The sequence below is a fragment of the Streptomyces sp. NBC_01546 genome (assembly GCF_045208355.1).
Taxonomy (GTDB): domain Bacteria; phylum Actinomycetota; class Actinomycetes; order Streptomycetales; family Streptomycetaceae; genus Streptomyces.
Genome location: NZ_CP109379.1, coordinates 571,511 through 585,356, shown reverse-complemented (window position 1 = coordinate 585,356; position 13,846 = coordinate 571,511). Strand labels below are relative to the sequence as shown.

The window sequence follows — 13,846 nt, the reverse complement described above, 5'->3', positions numbered from 1 at the left end:
CCGAGGGTTGGTGAACCCGTTTCGCCGCAGGGCCGTGGAACGCATCGACGCCCGCCTCCGTTGCCGTGTCGGTACGGAGGGTCAGCGTCCGCGAGAGCAAGGAGTCCTGCCGGCTGCCGCCGGCGTCATCCGCCCCCACGGAGATCCCCATGCGATTGCTCCCGTCCACCCCCGTCACCTTCCTCATCGTGTCCCCCGCCGGTTCCGACGCGAGCGGCACTCCGGAAGCCGCTCCCGAAGCAGCACTGGCCGCCGATGCGGTCGTCCTGGACCTGCGCGAGGTCGAGGGCGCCCCGGCCCGGATGCCGGATGTGGCGGTGCTGCCCGGGCGGCAGTGCTGGGCGTTGATCGCACCGCCGCGCAGTGCCGAGGGCGAAGCCGAGTTGCGCAGGCTGTCCGGGGCGGTCGACGGGCTGATGGTCACGTGCGTGGGCGGGACGGACGACCTCGACCGGGTCGCCGCGCTCGGCCCGGGCACCCCGTTGATCCCGGTCATAGACAGCGCCGAGGCGTTGCGCAGGGCCCCGTCGCTGGCCCGGCACCCGGCCGTCGTGCGACTCGGCTTCACCAGCCGTCACGCCTGCCCGGACTTCACGGACGGCATGCTCTCGGTGCAGAGCACGGCCGCCTGGGTCTACCGGATCGTCGCCGCGGCCTCGGCGGCCGCGGACCTTCCGGGACCGGTCGGCGGGATCTGCCCCGGTCCGCAGGACCGGGTGGCGGTGGCGGGCGAAGCGGCCCAGACGGCGGACGCGGGTTTCACCGGATACTGCGTGTCCCAGCCGGAGTTCCTGGCGGACGCCGCTGCCGCCATCGCTGCTGCCGCCATCGCCGCTGCAGCCGTCGCTTCGACCCGTCGCGTCGGCACCGGGCGGCGCCACCTGCGCCGCGTACCCGCGCACGTGGGGACCGCCGCCGCAACCTGAGGGGATCAGGCGTTGCGTGGCACCGAAGGCACTCAGCGCAGTACGGCCGCCAGCAGGTCGGCGCCCAGCGCCGTCAGATCGGGCAGGCTGAGGGTGTGACGGACGTAACGACCGTGCCGCCGGGCTGTGAGCAGGCCCGCGCGGCGCAGGACGGCGAGGTGGCGGGAAACCTCCGGGAGCGTGAGTTCCCAGGCGTGGGCCAGCTCACTGGTGGTGTGCGGGCCGCGGGCCAGGGTGCGCAGCAGCCGCAGCCGTACCGGATGTGCGAGCGCCTCCAGCCGTAGAGTGACCATCTCCAGCGATACCGGCTCTGATGGACCCGGTTCGGACACGGGGTACTGCACCACCGGCTGCCACCCGGGCGCGTGGACCGCCACCAGGTGCGGGCGGCCGAAGACACTGGGGATGAAGGTGACCCCGGTTCCGTGGGCGGCGGTCGCCTTGTCCTGCAGCTTGTCCACGATGATGCAGCCGCCGTCCGGTGCCAGGGTGACCGCGCCGGAGACCGATGCGAGTGCCGCCCCGATGCCCTGGCGCCTCAGCAGGTCGTTCTTCAGCCGCAGGTCGGTGGCGAGCTGCACGGCGACGCCCGTCCAAGCCTCGTCGAAGAAGGCCTCGGCGCACTGTTCGAGGGTGTGGCGCACCCTCGCCCGCACGGCGGCCGGGTCCGCGAGCAGCCGTTCCGCGAAGGCCTCTTGCCGTGCGCCGCGGGCCTGGGCCAGGTCCAGGGCCCGCTCGCGAGCCGTCGCGTCGGTGAGCGGCGACGGCGCGGCGAAGTGGACCCGGTTGCTGCCGCACGTGGTGACGAGCGCGGCGGTCACATACCTTTCGTCGTCGATCCGGTCCACGTCGTCCAACTCCTCGGCGAGGGTGGCTCGAGGTCGGGCGGGGAGCAGGAAGTCGGCTTGTGAGGAACGCCAGAGGAACTCGGCCTCCCGCAACCGTTCGGCCAGCTCCGGCGGCAGCCCCGCCCAGACGTCCCCGGCCCAGCCGGCGAGCTGCGGATGATGTCCGGGTTCGGCCAGTACGTGCAGCATCGCGGTCAGCTCGGCCAGTGGGGAGGCGGCGAACCGCAGTCGCTCGGACGGCAGCCCGCTGATGTCGATCCTCAACGTCACCCCCTCATCATCGCTGACCTGATGGCCGGCGACGTCGTCGGTTGACGGTGTCCGTCAACCGACGCGGCCGGCCCGGCGGCCGAACGCACCGTTGACGCCATGGCAACCACCACCAAGATCAAGCTCCGCGCCCTCGTCCGGGCCTCCGGAGGCCCCCGCTATGCCGTCGCCCTGGCCGTGGACGCGCTCGGCACCGGCCTGCTGCGGCCGTTTCTGCTGCTCTACGGGGTGACGGTGCTGAGGCTCTCCGCGCCGGTCACCGGCATCGCCATGACGGTCGGCGTCGTCGTGGGTCTGGTGTGCATGCCGGCGGTGGGCCGATGGCTGGACCGGGGCGCACGCAGCACGGTCGTGGCAGCGTCGATGCTGGTGCGGGTCCTCGGTGTGGCGCTGCTGCTGGCCGCCCCGGCGGGGCACGTCTGGCTGTTCGCGACGGCGGCGCTCTTCCTCGGCATCGGCAACCAGGCATGGCCGGCCGCCCACGCGGCTCTCGTGGCCACGGTCGCCAACGGCAGGGAACGCGACGTCGCGCTCGCGGGAGGCCGCGCCCTGCGCAACGCCGGCCTGGGCGTGGGCGCGCTCCTCGCCACAGCATGCCTGGCGGGCGGCACCAGCGCACTGCAGGCGCTGGCAGCCGTCACCGGGCTCGCGTATCTGGCTGCGGCGGCCTTGGCGTGGTCGGTCCACCTGTACGCGCAGCCGGCCGCTACCCCGGCCAAGGACAGGGACGACGGGCCCGCACCCCGGACGCGCGCGCTGCTGGCCGCCAACGTGGTCTACGTCTTCTGCCTCAACGTCCCCGAAATCGCGCTCCCTCTGGTCCTGCTGACACAGCTGCACGCATCCCCGGTGTGGTCGGCAGCCATCTTCGTGGCCAACACGGTGCTGGTGGTCACCCTGCAGGTCCCGGTCACCGTCCTGCTATCCCGCTTCTCCCGGCGCACCGTGCTGGCTCTCGCCGGCGTGGTACTCGCCGTGTCCTACCTCGGCTTCCTCGCGGCCACCTCACTGGGACACGGCTGGGGTGCCCCGGCCGTCGCCGCGGTGTCCGTGCTCTGCACCCTCGGCGAGATCATCTATGCCGGCAGCGCCACCGCGCTCGTGACCGCCCTCGCCCCGGCCCATGTCCTGGGACGCACCCTCGCCCGCTTCGAGCTCTCCACGGGCTTCGGCCTCGCCGTCTCTCCGGCCGTCATCACCGCTCTCGCACCCCACGGCTCGGCTGCCCTCTGGGGCAGCCTCGCCGGTGCGACACTCCTCTCCGCCTCCGCCGTTGCCGCCGAGAAGGACGAAGGCACGCGGCTCAGCGATCGCCCCCACCCGGCGAGAGCAGGCTCGTGAGCTCTCCACTACTCCTCGTCCTCGTCCGTGGGCCCGGCCGGCGGCGCCACGAGCTGTACCAGCTCGATTCGAACGCGCGTCCTTCGTTGCCGACTCGCACATGCGCATGCGGGCATTTCGCCCTGTTGTTCGTCACTCTGGGTGCGGCTGATGCTTTCCCCTCCTCTCCCCACCCCGACAGGAAGCGCACATGATGACCGCACTCCGGTTCCCCACTGCTTCCCGCACCGCAACCATCAGCACCACCCCCTATGACGTCGGTCTGCCCGTGCTGCGTCTCGTGCTCGGCGTGATCATGGCGGTCCACGGAACCCAGAAGCTGTTCCGGTGGTTCGACGGCCCCGGCATCAAGACCACAGGCATGTTCTTCAGCAAGGCCGGCTATCCGGCGGGCGAGACCATGGCGACGATCGCGGGCCTGACCGAGACGCTGGGCGGCCTGGGCCTGATCCTCGGCCTGCTCACCCCGCTGGCGGCCGCCGCCATCGTCGGCGTCATGATCAACGCCATTTCCGTCAAGTGGACCGGCGCCGTGCTCGGCCTGGAGGGCATCGAGCTCGAGTCCCTGATCATCGCCGCGGCCGTCACCCTCGCCCTCACCGGCCCGGGCCGCTTCGCCCTCGACCGTTTCGTACCGGTGCTCCGTGACCACAAGCTGGCGTACGGTTTCCTCGCCCTGGCCCTGGGGGTCGTACTGGCGGTCGTGGTGCTGCTGTTGCGGGACTGAAGGCAGGGGATCAGGCAACCTGGCCGGTCTTGAACCCGTCGGGGCGCTCCCTGGAACCGGCGGCGCGATGCAGGTACGAGTCGATCGCGGCGAAGGTGTCGTCCGGCTGCTCCATCTGCGGCAGGTGGCCTGCCCGGGAGATGAGCTGGAACGCGCCGTTGCCGAAGCCGTCGGCGTAGGCCGCGCCGTAGGCGGGCGTGACGATGCGGTCGCTCTCGCCCCAGAGCAGCAGGGCGGGGATCTCGACCTGCCGCAGGCGGCGCAGCAGCTTCGGGTCGTGCATGTACGGGTCGCCCGCGAGGACGCGCATGGTGGCCATGTTGGCCTGCTGGGCGGTGAGTTGCTCGGGCGGTATGAGCGCGGGGTCGCGGTAGTGGCGGGCTGAGTCGTGCCAGGCGAATTCGGCGACGCCGCGGGCGTCGAGGGTGAAGAAGTCCCGGATCGGCTCGGATGCGACGTGGATGCCGACGGCGTCGATCAGGACGAGGCCGGTGATGAGGCCCGCCGTGTCGCGTACCGCCATCTCGGCGCCGATCCAGCCGCCGAGCGAGGAGCCCACGACGAGGACGTCGCGCAGTCCGCGGGCGTGCAGGTGGTGGAGGTAGGCAAGGGCGAGGTCGTCGATGCCGGTCAGCCACTCCGGGCGGTCGGTGCCGTTCCAGCCGGGGTGTGTCGGAGTGATGGTGTGGGTGGTCCGCGCCAGGTGGGTGGAGAGTCCCGCGACCGTGGCCGGTCCGCCCCCGCCGTGCAGGATCAGGACGGGCCGGCCGGTTCCGGCCTCGGTCAGGGTGAGGGGCAGGTCCGGGTACACGGTGGCCGTGTGAGTGGAAGTCATGCTCCACACAGTAACTAAACTAGTTTATATAAGCTAGCTTGGTTGTGGATTAGGCTGGATCCATGCGCAATGAACTGCAAACCCTCGGCAGGGCGGTCAAGCAGGCCCAGTACCGCCAGCACCGCGCCCTGGAGCGAGAGTTGGCCACGGTCGGCACCACACTGGCCCAGTGGGACGCCCTGCGGGCGATCAGCGGCGCACCCGGGACGCCGGCCCGCGCGCTGGCCGCGGCCACGTTCCAGAGCGAGCAGGCCTTCGGCACGCTCGCCGCACGCCTGGTCGCCCAGGGTCTGGTCGAACGCCGCCCCGGGCACGGTCGCCGCATCGAACACCACCTCACCCCCGCAGGCGAGCGCGTCCTGAAGGCCGGACACCAGATCGCCGATACGGTGCTGGCCTCATGCTTCTCCACCTTGTCCACGGCCGACCGCGCCACCCTGCTCGACCTGCTGCAACGCCTCGACCCCGACGAGGACGGGAGCCCGTAAGGCATGACGCGCCGGCGAGCTCCGATCGGCGCGAGGTGTGATGCAGGTCACGGGAAGCCGGTGTGCGCTGCCGGACAGCTCAATGAGGTGAGCACTCACATGCGAGCCCGGATACGAGCCGGGGATTCAAGCGCGTTCGCAGAGCTTTTCGACAGCTATGCCCGCGCGGTCTACAACCATGCTTTCCGACTGACCGCCGACTGGTCGACGGCCGAGGACGTGATGGCCGCGACGTTCATGGAGGCGTGGCGGCTGCGTGACAAGGTCGATCCAGAGGGCGGCTCCCTGCGGCCGTGGCTGCTGGGCGTCGCCACCAACACCGCCCGCAACCAGTACCGGAGCAACCGGCGCTACCGGGCAGCGGCGAACGCGGCAGCGGCGGCCGAGCTGTCCGTTCCCGACCACGCCGAAGAGGTGGCCGAACGAGTCGACGACCGGCGCCGCCTCGCGAAGGCTTTGACCGCCCTCGCCTCGCTGCGCAGAACGGAGCGCGAGGTGGTGGCGCTGTGCCTGGGGGAGGGCCTGGACTACGAAGCCGCGGCGCAAGCCCTCGGGATTCCGGTCGGTACCGTCGGCTCCCGGCTTTCCCGGGCGCGCAAGAAGCTGCGCGTGCTCGCCGAGGACGAACCGGCCGGCCCGGCTGCCGAAAAGACGCCGCAGAATGCGCGCGGAAAACGGGAAGGCGGCGGTTCGCCGCGACAGACAAGAGGTGACCACGCACACGTGGTCCGGCCCGCGCAGGGAGGAAACCGATGAACGCGAACACGTCCGGACCGAGTCCGGCCGAGTGGGACGAGGGCGTACGGCTGCTCTCCCAGACGGCGCGTGACCTTCCGGCGGGCCGCCACCAGTTCCACAAGGAGCTCTTGATGGCCCAGATCCAGCAGGAACAGCGTACGGAGACGGCAGCCCCGGTCAGGGCGCGGCGATTCCGGCTGCCGCGTCCGGCGATCACACTGCCCGTCGTGGCCACCGCCCTCGCCGGGGCGGTCGTCGCCGTGTTGATGATGCCCGGCGGCACCGAAGCCGGGGGCCTCGCCACCGGACCGGCCATGACGACGCCCGTCGGCGCCGCGACCACCAACGGCGTGCCGGAACTGCTCGACCGGATCTCGCTGGCGGCGGCTGAGGTGCCCCAACAGGGCATCAAGCCCGGCCAGTACATCTACATCGAGTCCCAGACGGCCGACACCTTCCTGAAGACCGTCGGCGACAAGACCACCCTGGCCAGCTACGAGCTGCACCGCCGCCAGATCTGGGCCTCTCCCGACGGCACCAAGGGCTGGCTGATCGACCCCGCCGTCAACGACAGCCCCGAGGGAGAGACCCTGAGCCTCCCCGACGAGTTGGGCAACACCCGGGTGGCCGGCCTGAACGCACCCTCGTACGACTACCTGGCCAAGCTGACCGCCGACCCCGACGAGCTGCTCGCCAAGATCTACAAGGAGACCGAAGGCATGGGCAACTCACCCGAACAGCAGGCGTTCACCACCATCGGCGACCTGCTCGGCGAGAGCTACCCGCCTGCGGCGCTGTACCCGGCCTTGTTCAGGGCCGCCGCGAAGATCCCCGGTGTCGTCGTCGTGCAGGACGCGGTGGACGCGGTGGGCCGGCCCGGGGTGGCGGTTGCCCGGCTGGACGAGAACAGCGGTCAGCGCGAGGAGTGGATCTTTGAGCGGAACACCCATGTCTTCCTGGGCAAGCGCACCGTTCAGGTGAACGAGAACCGTGGACAGCAGGCCCTGATCAAGCCCGGCACGATCACCTTCACCAGCGCGATCACGAACCGGGCCATCGTCGACGGCATCAAGAGGACCCCGTCGCGGGTGGGCTGACGCACCAAGACCCCCTAGGCGTGCAGGCCTTCCAGGAGCATGGTCAGGTAGCGGTGGGCGGTTGCGGTACGGGCGGCGGGGGTGCTGCCGTGCATGTTCGCGGCGTAGGCGATTCCGCACATGAGCGGGACCAAGTCGCCGGGGGTCAGGTCTGCGCGCACGACCCCGGCGCCTTGGGCCCGGCCGAGTAGCCGCTCTCCGACCGACCGGAGAGTGCGTTTCAGTTCGGTGGTGCGCGGCAGTGCGTCCGTGGGCGCGGCGGTGACCGGGGACAGAGACGCGTCGGTGACCTGCGCTTCGATGGTGTGGGCCAGGAAGCCGACGAGTGCCTGCCACGGGTCGCCGTCGGCCAGCGCCTGCTCACCTTGGGCGGCGAGGTCTTCCAGGCATGGGGTGGCGACGGTCTCCAGGAGCGCCTCGGAGGTGGGGAAGTGACGGTAGACGGTGCCGACGCCCACCCCGGCGCGGCGGGCTACGTCATTGAGCTGCAGCGGTGTGCCCTCGTCGATGAGGCCACGGGCCACGGCGACGATCCGTTCCCAGTTGCGAGCGGCGTCCTTGCGTAGCGGGGTCGTCATGGGGGCAGTCTAACCGGATTGCTCATCCGGATCGCCGGGCCTCCACCCCCAGAGGTTGCCTTGCCCTCTCGCCTCCCTGAGCGCTGCGGTCATGCTGATCGGTTCACGGATCCCGTGAGGCGCTCACTGAGGCGGCGGACGGCCGCGGCGATGCGAGGGTCGGTCGCGGCGCGGAAGGGGGCGACCGGATGCGCCTGGGGTCCGATCACGAGACCGGTCCGGCCGGCCAGCGTGGCGTCGGTTGCGGCGAAGATCGAGGGTTTGGCCGCAACGGAGGCCGGACCCGAGGTTGACCGCTCGAACTTCCGCTGGACAAGGGGCCAGAGCAGGCGCAGTCCAGGGGAGACGATTCTGGGATCGCGCATGGTGCCGTTGGTCATGTCGGTCGCGGCGCCGCCGGGGTCCGCGGCGAAGACCGAGATGCCCGTCCCGTCGAGCCGTCCGGACAAGTCCAGCGCGTAGGCAAGGTTGGCGAGCTTGGCGCGGCCGTACCAGTGAAAGCCGTAGTAGCCGCCAGGCGGCTCGACGGCATCGAACGTGCGCTTGGCGACTCCGATCGAGCCCGAGGTCACGTTCACGATCCGACTCGGCGCACCGGCCTGAAGGGTGGGGATCAGCAGCTCGGTCAGCAGGTACGGCGAGAGGTGGTTGACGGCGAACGACGCCTCGATGCCGTCGACCGAGTCCTGCCGCTCGGCGAACATCGCCCCGACGTTGTTGACCAGGACGGTCAAGGGGCCCTCGGAGGCGATGCGGTCCGCGAGTGCGCGGACCGCATCGAGCGAGGCGAGGTCGGCCGCCAGGAACCGGGCGGGATGCTCCGGCGCCGTGGCGTTGATCCGCTCGACCGCGCGAGCGCCGCGCTCGGCGCTGCGCCCGACCGCGGTGACCGCGAGCCCTGCCGCGGCCAGCCCCAAGGCGGTCTCCAGCCCTATCCCCGCCGTCCCTGCCGTGACTACGGCTGTCTGCTTCATCGCACATCCTGTTCTCGCGATACGGATACGTCATCCGTTTAGTGCTGCCACCGTAGCAGATCCGGATGGCCTATCCGTTTAGCGGTGAGCGGCTGGCCGGCGGCACTCCCGGCCAGGCGAGTTGGGGGGGGAGGCCGCGGTGGGGAGGACGGCGTGGATGATGGCCGGTATGCGCATCCGCATCGAAGCCGTCGAGCTACCCGGCCTCACCTGCCCGCCCGGAGCCACCGCTGACGGAGGGGCGCCGTTCTACGGGAACGTCCACGTCGCCGTACAGCGACGCGATCGCCCGGCCGAGCTCCTCGATCCGCAGCCCGGTGATGCGAGGACCGCGACCTGGACCCTGGAGTGCACCGTCGTCGCTTCCCCGGCGGGCCCCGATGTGAAGGGCCCGTACGTGCAGGGCCGTCCGGGCGGCCGGTTCGTCTACCTGTCGTGGGGCACGGTCGACGAGGAGGGCGCCTTCACGATGTTCCGCCGCGCCAAGCTGATGCTCGATGCCGTGCCCGGTCAGGTGCTCAGGGCCGCCGCGGATGGCGGCCTGCTGGTCGGGCGTCTGGGTCTGACCGACGCATGCGGCGAACCGGTGTGCGCGCGGGTCGTACCCCCGCGCATCACCTGGGTCGCGGAACCCGCCGGCTGAGGGTGTCGGGCACCGTCGGTGCGGCGACAGGATGGCGCAGAGGTCTAGCGTCGGATGTCCACACCATGATGTGGGAGGACAGCACTCATGCGGATCACCGTACTGACCGTTCCAGACTGCCCCAACGCGCCGGTCGCACGTGAGCGGATCGCCGCCGCTCTGGACGGCCGGGCGGCGAAGGTGGAGCTGGTCGAGGTGCGGACTGAGGCGGAGGCCGCGCGCTGGGGCATGACCGGCTCGCCCACCGTGCTGCTCGACGGCGCCGACCCGTTCGCGCTCGCCGGTGCGGCCCCGAGCGTCTCCTGCCGCCTGTACCGCGACGCGGACGGCCGCACCGACGGGGCGCCGAGCGTGGAGGCCCTGAGGCGGGCCGTGGCGGGCGGAAGCGTCCGATAGTCCGGGGCCGTACCCGTTTCCGCCGTGGCACCCGGCACCGGGTCCAGCTGGAGGGCGGGTACGGGATCGCGACGCAGACCTTCGGCCCCCTGCTGGCTCCCTGAATGTTCGGTCTCTGAGCAGGCCGCCCGCCGGGCCCTCAGGCCGCGTCGGGTGTGCGGGGCGGATCGGATCTGTTGCCGAGGACGTTGTCGATGTGGGCCGCGAGCGAGGCCCGCAGGCTGTCGGGTGTCATCTTCTGGTCGTCGATCAGGTGCGCCACGAGGTCGGCGCGGATGGCCGCCAGCAGGGCGTGGGCGGTGAAATCCGCGTCGTGGACGCCAGGCACCTGGTCCAGCGCCGCACGAAGGATTTCGTGCCACCAGCCGTAGTGCCCGGCCTGGTAGGGGCTGCTGAGCCCGGCGTCCTCCGCGGCCGACATCAGGTGCCGGTTCTCGATCTTGAAGCGCAGCGAGGCGTCGAGGAGGTCGAGCACCCGCTGCCGCGGTGAGGACCCGGCCGCGTCCTGCGCTTCCCGCACGGCTTGCCGCAGGGGTTCGAGGCGGGAGGCGATCACGGCGCCGATCAGGCCGGCACGGTCGCCGAAGCGGCGGAAGAGCGTGCCCTTGCCCACGCCCGCGGCTGCGGCGATGTCGTCCATCGACACGCTGTGGGGGCTGCTGCTCTCGGCGAAGAGGGCGTCGGCGGCGGCCAGCACGGCTTCTCGGTTGCGCAGGGCGTCCGCGCGCTCGGTGCGCTGGGCCACGGTTCCTCCTCCTTGGTCCGAGTCCTGTCCCGGACCCCCGGAACGGTTCATGGTATGCGGTGGGTTCGCGTCAGTGGCGGCCCGCGCGCCCGGCCAGGAACGCCGCGGAGTCCGCGCAAGAAACCGTTTGGCGGACCAGGCGACCACTGCTACTTTCCCTGAAGCCGTGCCAGAGAACGAGGAGGTGGTACCCGTGAACGCAGTATCGACATGGGTGCTCCCCTCCGGGGTCACGGCCGGGCGATAGGTCGTCCGGGAGCGCCGTCTCTGAGCCCTCCCGAAAGGCACGACCATGCAATTCACTTCTGAACAGCGCCTCGACGACGGCGTCCTCGAACGCGAATTCACCCTCGGCGAGATCCCCGGAACCCTGTGGACCCCTGAATCCGCCGCACTGACCCCGCTGATCCTGATGGCCCACAACAACGGCCTGCCCAAGGGGGCAGCCCGGCTGGTTGCCCGGGCCCGGCACTGCGCGGCGTCCGGCTACGCGGTGGCCAGCATCGACGCCCCCGGGTGCGGTGACCGGCCCCGTTCCGCCGCCGACGAGCAGGTCCGCGCCGACCTCCGCCGGGCGATGCAGGCCGGCGAGCCGGTCGATGAGATCTTCGAGTCCTTCATCGGCCCGCTGGTCGAAAAGGCGGTCCCGGAATGGCGGACCACCCTGGACGCCCTCCTTTCGCTGCCCGAGATCAGCGGCCCGGTCGGGTACTCGGGGTGGACCGCCGTCGGCATTCGGCTGGCGGCGGTCGAGCCGCGCATCGCGGCGGCCGGTTTCTTCGCCGGGGGTTACGTGCCCCTCGCCCAGCGCGAGGAGGCCCGGCAAGTCACCATTCCGCTGCTGTTCCTGCTGCAGTGGGACGACGAAGGGAACCCCCGGCAGCGGGCCCTGGACCTGTTCGACGCCTTCGGCACCAAGGAGAAGACGCTGCACGCCAATCTGGGCGGGCACACCGGCACCCCGTGGTTCGAGGTGGAGGACGGGACCCGGTTCTTTGGCCGGCACCTGAAGTGAGGCCGGGCCGTCAGGCCGACAGCAGGGTAGGCGGTGTCGGCCGGGACGCCGCTCGTCGAGGACGGGTCCCGGCTCTCCTCAGCTCTCGGCACCGCGGGCCCCTGCCAACCAGGCAGGGGTCCGCGGTGCCCGAAGCCGTGAACTGTTCCACTTCTCGCGCCGGTCATGGAACATCAACCGCTCCATTGGACCTCCCGTTCCACGAAGGCGCGGAACGTGCCCGGCGGGCGGCCGGTGAGGTGCTGGACGGTGTCCGAGGTGCGGTCCTCCGCGCCCTCGGCGATGGCGCGGTCCATGCCGGCCAGCATGGTGGCGAACTCCAGCGGGATTTCGGCCGCCCAGCGGTCGCGCAGCTGCTCGAAGGTCAGCTGCCGGTGCACCACGGGCCGGCCGGTGACCTCGGCGATGGTCGCGGCGACGTCGGCGTAGCTCAGTGTCTGCGGCCCGGTCAGGATCAGGTCGGTGTTGGGGGCCTGGTCGTCGGTCAGGGCGCGTACGGCGACGGCGGCGATGTCCTCGGCGTCGATGAACCCGACGCGGCCCTCTCCCGAGGCCGACATGATGGCGCCCTCGTCACGGATGCTGCGCGCGTGGGGGGTGGAGGCGGCGAAGTTCTGCATGAACCAGGACGGCCGCAGCACCGCCCACTGCTCGAACAGGCCGGGCAGGGCCTCGTGGACCTGGCCCACCGCGGGTCCGCCCGCGGGGATCGCCGATGAGCTGAGCAGCACGGCACGATGCACGCCTGCCGCGCGGGCCTGGCGGAGGAAGGGCAGCATGACCGCGGCAGGGTCCGAAGAGCCGATGGGCGGGACGAGGTAGACGCGGTCGACGCCGTCGAGGGCCTCGCTCCAGGTCGCCGGCTCGTTCCAGTCGAAGCGGACAGCCTGTGCGCCCTCCACCGGGGTGGCGTTCCGGCCGGCGGCCCTGACGCGGTGGCCCTCGGTGATCAGGCCGGCGGCGACACGGCGGCCGGTGGTGCCAGTGGCCCCGATGACCAGGATGGTGCTGGGGGAGTTCAACGGTTCGCTCCTACGAAGTCGGCGCCGGGCTGCGACACGGCGAGGGGGTTCCAGTAGTCCCGGTAGGAGGTGATGCGCCCCTCCTTCACCGTGACCACGGCGATGTAGGTCATGTCGAAGGGGCTGTCGGTCTCCACCAGGCGGCCGACCCCGCGCATCTCCACCACGATCCTCTCGGGGACGGTGGTCTGGTGGATCTCCACGTGGGGGAAGTCGTGCAGGTCGACGTGGTCGGGGTAGTGGCGCATGTAGGCGCCGACCGCGGCCTTGCCTTCGAGGCGCAGGGGCCAGCCTTCGGGCGCGAAGGGGAACTCGAGGACGCCGTTGTCGTCCCACAGTTCCACCCAGGCGGGGATGTCCTTCTCGAGCAGGAGCCGAAGACCGTGGCGGTACAGCTCCGCGGGTGCCATGGGGATTGTCATGATCAAGGTTTCCGTTCTGCTCGAAGGCACGGCGTTCCAGGCCCGCAGGACGGACCGCCCGAATGAAAACGGACCGACAGTCCGCATGAAATGAAGCATACGGACTGTCGGTCCGGTTCACAATCGGCCCGTCAGCCGACGGTCGTTGCACTGAACGGCCGTTGACCGGCTGCCATTACGCGCGCTGCGGGCCGGAATCAGCCGCGGCTGCGGCCTTCTTGATGAGCGCGGCGACCTCGCCGGGTCGGCGGGTCGGCGATGAGCGTGTTCACGGATTCGCCCTTGTCGGGCGCGAACGCCGCGATGTGCACGAGTGCGGTTCCCGAGCCGGAAGCGGGCCCCAGCGGGTGCGTGCGGCAGGGGGCTGCTCTAGCGTCGAAGGAGGGAGGGGAAACCCTGCCGAGCAGGTCCGGTGCGGGGGCCCGGGCCACGCGGCCGTACATGGGCCGCGTGCGCTCGGCGCCGTTCCCACGCGGGTTCCGGCATACCCAGGTCCCGGGCCGCGCGGCGATCCCGGAGAGCAGGTATGCATCCCATGCGCACGTCTACCCGTATCGCAAGCGTCCTCACCGGCCTGACCCTCGCACTCGGTGGCGCGGCCTTCACGGCCCCGGCCGCCCACGCGGACGTCACGGCCTGTATCAACCAGGTCAACGGCAGCGTCGAGCCGAACGGAGACAACGCGCAGTGTGTGTCCGGTCTGACCGCGGGCGGTGTGACCAATGGGACCGCGGTGAGCGCCTGCAAGGTGGCCCCCAATTAGGAGTTCGGGTTAGGAGCT

The 13,846-nt window shown here is 71.1% G+C and carries 17 protein-coding genes; 10 read left to right on the top strand and 7 right to left on the bottom strand.

What is annotated here, in order from left to right; all coding sequences use genetic code 11:
• Positions 1–149 precede the first annotated feature (149 nt).
• Positions 150–926 (top strand): hypothetical protein, encoded by a 777-nt coding sequence (locus OHA89_RS03075; protein WP_406365127.1) that lies wholly within the window; start codon positions 150–152, stop codon positions 924–926.
• Positions 927–958: 32 nt separating this feature from the next.
• Here OHA89_RS03075 and OHA89_RS03070 read toward each other — a convergent pair whose 3' ends face one another.
• Complete coding sequence (locus OHA89_RS03070; RefSeq protein ID WP_406365125.1) at positions 959–2,044, bottom strand: DUF5937 family protein; 1,086 nt, start codon at positions 2,042–2,044, stop codon at positions 959–961.
• A 99-nt stretch (positions 2,045–2,143) separates the two neighbouring features.
• Here OHA89_RS03070 and OHA89_RS03065 point away from each other — a divergent pair, with 99 nt between their 5' ends.
• On the top strand, positions 2,144–3,385 hold the full coding sequence (locus tag OHA89_RS03065; RefSeq protein ID WP_266617080.1) for an MFS transporter: 1,242 nt from the start codon (positions 2,144–2,146) through the stop codon (positions 3,383–3,385).
• 193 nt (positions 3,386–3,578) lie between these two features.
• Entirely contained in the window at positions 3,579–4,112 is a 534-nt protein-coding gene (locus OHA89_RS03060; protein WP_266617083.1) for a DoxX family protein, read from the top strand.
• A gap of 10 nt (positions 4,113–4,122) precedes the next feature.
• Here the strand turns inward: OHA89_RS03060 and OHA89_RS03055 are convergent, their stop codons facing one another.
• The gene (locus OHA89_RS03055) at positions 4,123–4,947 is read right to left on the bottom strand and encodes an alpha/beta fold hydrolase (protein ID WP_266617079.1); all 825 of its coding nucleotides are present in this window, start codon (positions 4,945–4,947) and stop codon (positions 4,123–4,125) included.
• A 62-nt stretch (positions 4,948–5,009) separates the two neighbouring features.
• On the opposite strand from OHA89_RS03055, the gene OHA89_RS03050 reads away from it, so the two are divergent.
• The 3 genes from OHA89_RS03050 to OHA89_RS03040 all read left to right on the top strand — a co-directional run bounded on the left by OHA89_RS03050 (position 5,010) and on the right by OHA89_RS03040 (position 7,270).
• On the top strand, positions 5,010–5,435 hold the full coding sequence (locus tag OHA89_RS03050; RefSeq protein ID WP_266617078.1) for a MarR family winged helix-turn-helix transcriptional regulator: 426 nt from the start codon (positions 5,010–5,012) through the stop codon (positions 5,433–5,435).
• Positions 5,436–5,534: 99 nt separating this feature from the next.
• Positions 5,535–6,191, top strand: a complete 657-nt coding sequence (locus OHA89_RS03045) for an RNA polymerase sigma factor (RefSeq protein WP_257552664.1) — start codon at positions 5,535–5,537, stop codon at positions 6,189–6,191.
• Positions 6,188–7,270: a CU044_5270 family protein gene (locus OHA89_RS03040; protein ID WP_406365122.1), complete on the top strand. Its 1,083-nt coding sequence runs from the start codon at positions 6,188–6,190 to the stop codon at positions 7,268–7,270. Before OHA89_RS03045 ends, OHA89_RS03040 begins: the two co-directional genes overlap by 4 nt.
• Before the next feature lie 14 nt (positions 7,271–7,284).
• On the opposite strand, the gene OHA89_RS03035 is transcribed toward OHA89_RS03040, so the two are convergent.
• Both OHA89_RS03035 and OHA89_RS03030 read right to left on the bottom strand, forming a co-directional pair.
• Positions 7,285–7,848, bottom strand: a complete 564-nt coding sequence (locus OHA89_RS03035; RefSeq protein WP_266617074.1) for a TetR/AcrR family transcriptional regulator — start codon at positions 7,846–7,848, stop codon at positions 7,285–7,287.
• Positions 7,849–7,937: 89 nt separating this feature from the next.
• A complete protein-coding gene (locus OHA89_RS03030; RefSeq protein ID WP_266617072.1) occupies positions 7,938–8,822 on the bottom strand; it encodes an SDR family NAD(P)-dependent oxidoreductase in 885 nt (294 codons plus the stop codon).
• 169 nt (positions 8,823–8,991) lie between these two features.
• Here OHA89_RS03030 and OHA89_RS03025 point away from each other — a divergent pair, with 169 nt between their 5' ends.
• Positions 8,992–9,465, top strand: coding sequence for a DUF5990 family protein (locus OHA89_RS03025; protein WP_266617070.1), 474 nt, complete (start codon positions 8,992–8,994; stop codon positions 9,463–9,465).
• An 87-nt stretch (positions 9,466–9,552) separates the two neighbouring features.
• The gene (locus OHA89_RS03020) at positions 9,553–9,861 is read left to right on the top strand and encodes a hypothetical protein (protein ID WP_266617068.1); all 309 of its coding nucleotides are present in this window, start codon (positions 9,553–9,555) and stop codon (positions 9,859–9,861) included.
• A 139-nt stretch (positions 9,862–10,000) separates the two neighbouring features.
• On the opposite strand, the gene OHA89_RS03015 is transcribed toward OHA89_RS03020, so the two are convergent.
• Positions 10,001–10,606, bottom strand: coding sequence for a TetR/AcrR family transcriptional regulator (locus OHA89_RS03015; RefSeq protein ID WP_266617066.1), 606 nt, complete (start codon positions 10,604–10,606; stop codon positions 10,001–10,003).
• Positions 10,607–10,898: 292 nt separating this feature from the next.
• Between OHA89_RS03015 and OHA89_RS03010 the strand changes: the two genes are divergently transcribed.
• The gene (locus OHA89_RS03010) at positions 10,899–11,621 is read left to right on the top strand and encodes a dienelactone hydrolase family protein (protein WP_406365119.1); all 723 of its coding nucleotides are present in this window, start codon (positions 10,899–10,901) and stop codon (positions 11,619–11,621) included.
• A gap of 173 nt (positions 11,622–11,794) precedes the next feature.
• Here the strand turns inward: OHA89_RS03010 and OHA89_RS03005 are convergent, their stop codons facing one another.
• On the bottom strand, positions 11,795–12,643 hold the full coding sequence (locus OHA89_RS03005) for an NmrA family NAD(P)-binding protein (protein WP_406365117.1): 849 nt from the start codon (positions 12,641–12,643) through the stop codon (positions 11,795–11,797).
• The gene (locus OHA89_RS03000) at positions 12,640–13,065 is read right to left on the bottom strand and encodes a nuclear transport factor 2 family protein (protein ID WP_406365115.1); all 426 of its coding nucleotides are present in this window, start codon (positions 13,063–13,065) and stop codon (positions 12,640–12,642) included. The genes OHA89_RS03005 and OHA89_RS03000 overlap by 4 nt, the downstream gene beginning before the upstream one ends.
• A 535-nt stretch (positions 13,066–13,600) precedes the next feature.
• Here OHA89_RS03000 and OHA89_RS02995 point away from each other — a divergent pair.
• Positions 13,601–13,828: a hypothetical protein gene (locus OHA89_RS02995; RefSeq protein ID WP_406365114.1), complete on the top strand. Its 228-nt coding sequence runs from the start codon at positions 13,601–13,603 to the stop codon at positions 13,826–13,828.
• The last annotated feature ends 18 nt before the right edge of the window (positions 13,829–13,846 follow it).

What these genes read in the sequence shown, in the direction of transcription:
- OHA89_RS03055 (WP_266617079.1), bottom strand. Translation starts at nt 4,947, where the DNA reads ATGACTTCCACTCACACGGCCACCGTGTACCCGGACCTGCCCCTCACC.
- OHA89_RS03060 (WP_266617083.1), top strand. Translation starts at nt 3,579, where the DNA reads ATGACCGCACTCCGGTTCCCCACTGCTTCCCGCACCGCAACCATCAGC.
- OHA89_RS03000 (WP_406365115.1), bottom strand. Translation starts at nt 13,065, where the DNA reads ATGACAATCCCCATGGCACCCGCGGAGCTGTACCGCCACGGTCTTCGG.
- OHA89_RS03030 (WP_266617072.1), bottom strand. Translation starts at nt 8,822, where the DNA reads ATGAAGCAGACAGCCGTAGTCACGGCAGGGACGGCGGGGATAGGGCTG.
- OHA89_RS03025 (WP_266617070.1), top strand. Translation starts at nt 8,992, where the DNA reads ATGCGCATCCGCATCGAAGCCGTCGAGCTACCCGGCCTCACCTGCCCG.
- OHA89_RS03075 (WP_406365127.1), top strand. Translation starts at nt 150, where the DNA reads ATGCGATTGCTCCCGTCCACCCCCGTCACCTTCCTCATCGTGTCCCCC.
- OHA89_RS03050 (WP_266617078.1), top strand. Translation starts at nt 5,010, where the DNA reads ATGCGCAATGAACTGCAAACCCTCGGCAGGGCGGTCAAGCAGGCCCAG.
- OHA89_RS03045 (WP_257552664.1), top strand. Translation starts at nt 5,535, where the DNA reads ATGCGAGCCCGGATACGAGCCGGGGATTCAAGCGCGTTCGCAGAGCTT.
- OHA89_RS03040 (WP_406365122.1), top strand. Translation starts at nt 6,188, where the DNA reads ATGAACGCGAACACGTCCGGACCGAGTCCGGCCGAGTGGGACGAGGGC.
- OHA89_RS03065 (WP_266617080.1), top strand. Translation starts at nt 2,144, where the DNA reads ATGGCAACCACCACCAAGATCAAGCTCCGCGCCCTCGTCCGGGCCTCC.
- OHA89_RS03020 (WP_266617068.1), top strand. Translation starts at nt 9,553, where the DNA reads ATGCGGATCACCGTACTGACCGTTCCAGACTGCCCCAACGCGCCGGTC.
- OHA89_RS02995 (WP_406365114.1), top strand. Translation starts at nt 13,601, where the DNA reads ATGCGCACGTCTACCCGTATCGCAAGCGTCCTCACCGGCCTGACCCTC.
- OHA89_RS03010 (WP_406365119.1), top strand. Translation starts at nt 10,899, where the DNA reads ATGCAATTCACTTCTGAACAGCGCCTCGACGACGGCGTCCTCGAACGC.
- OHA89_RS03035 (WP_266617074.1), bottom strand. Translation starts at nt 7,848, where the DNA reads ATGACGACCCCGCTACGCAAGGACGCCGCTCGCAACTGGGAACGGATC.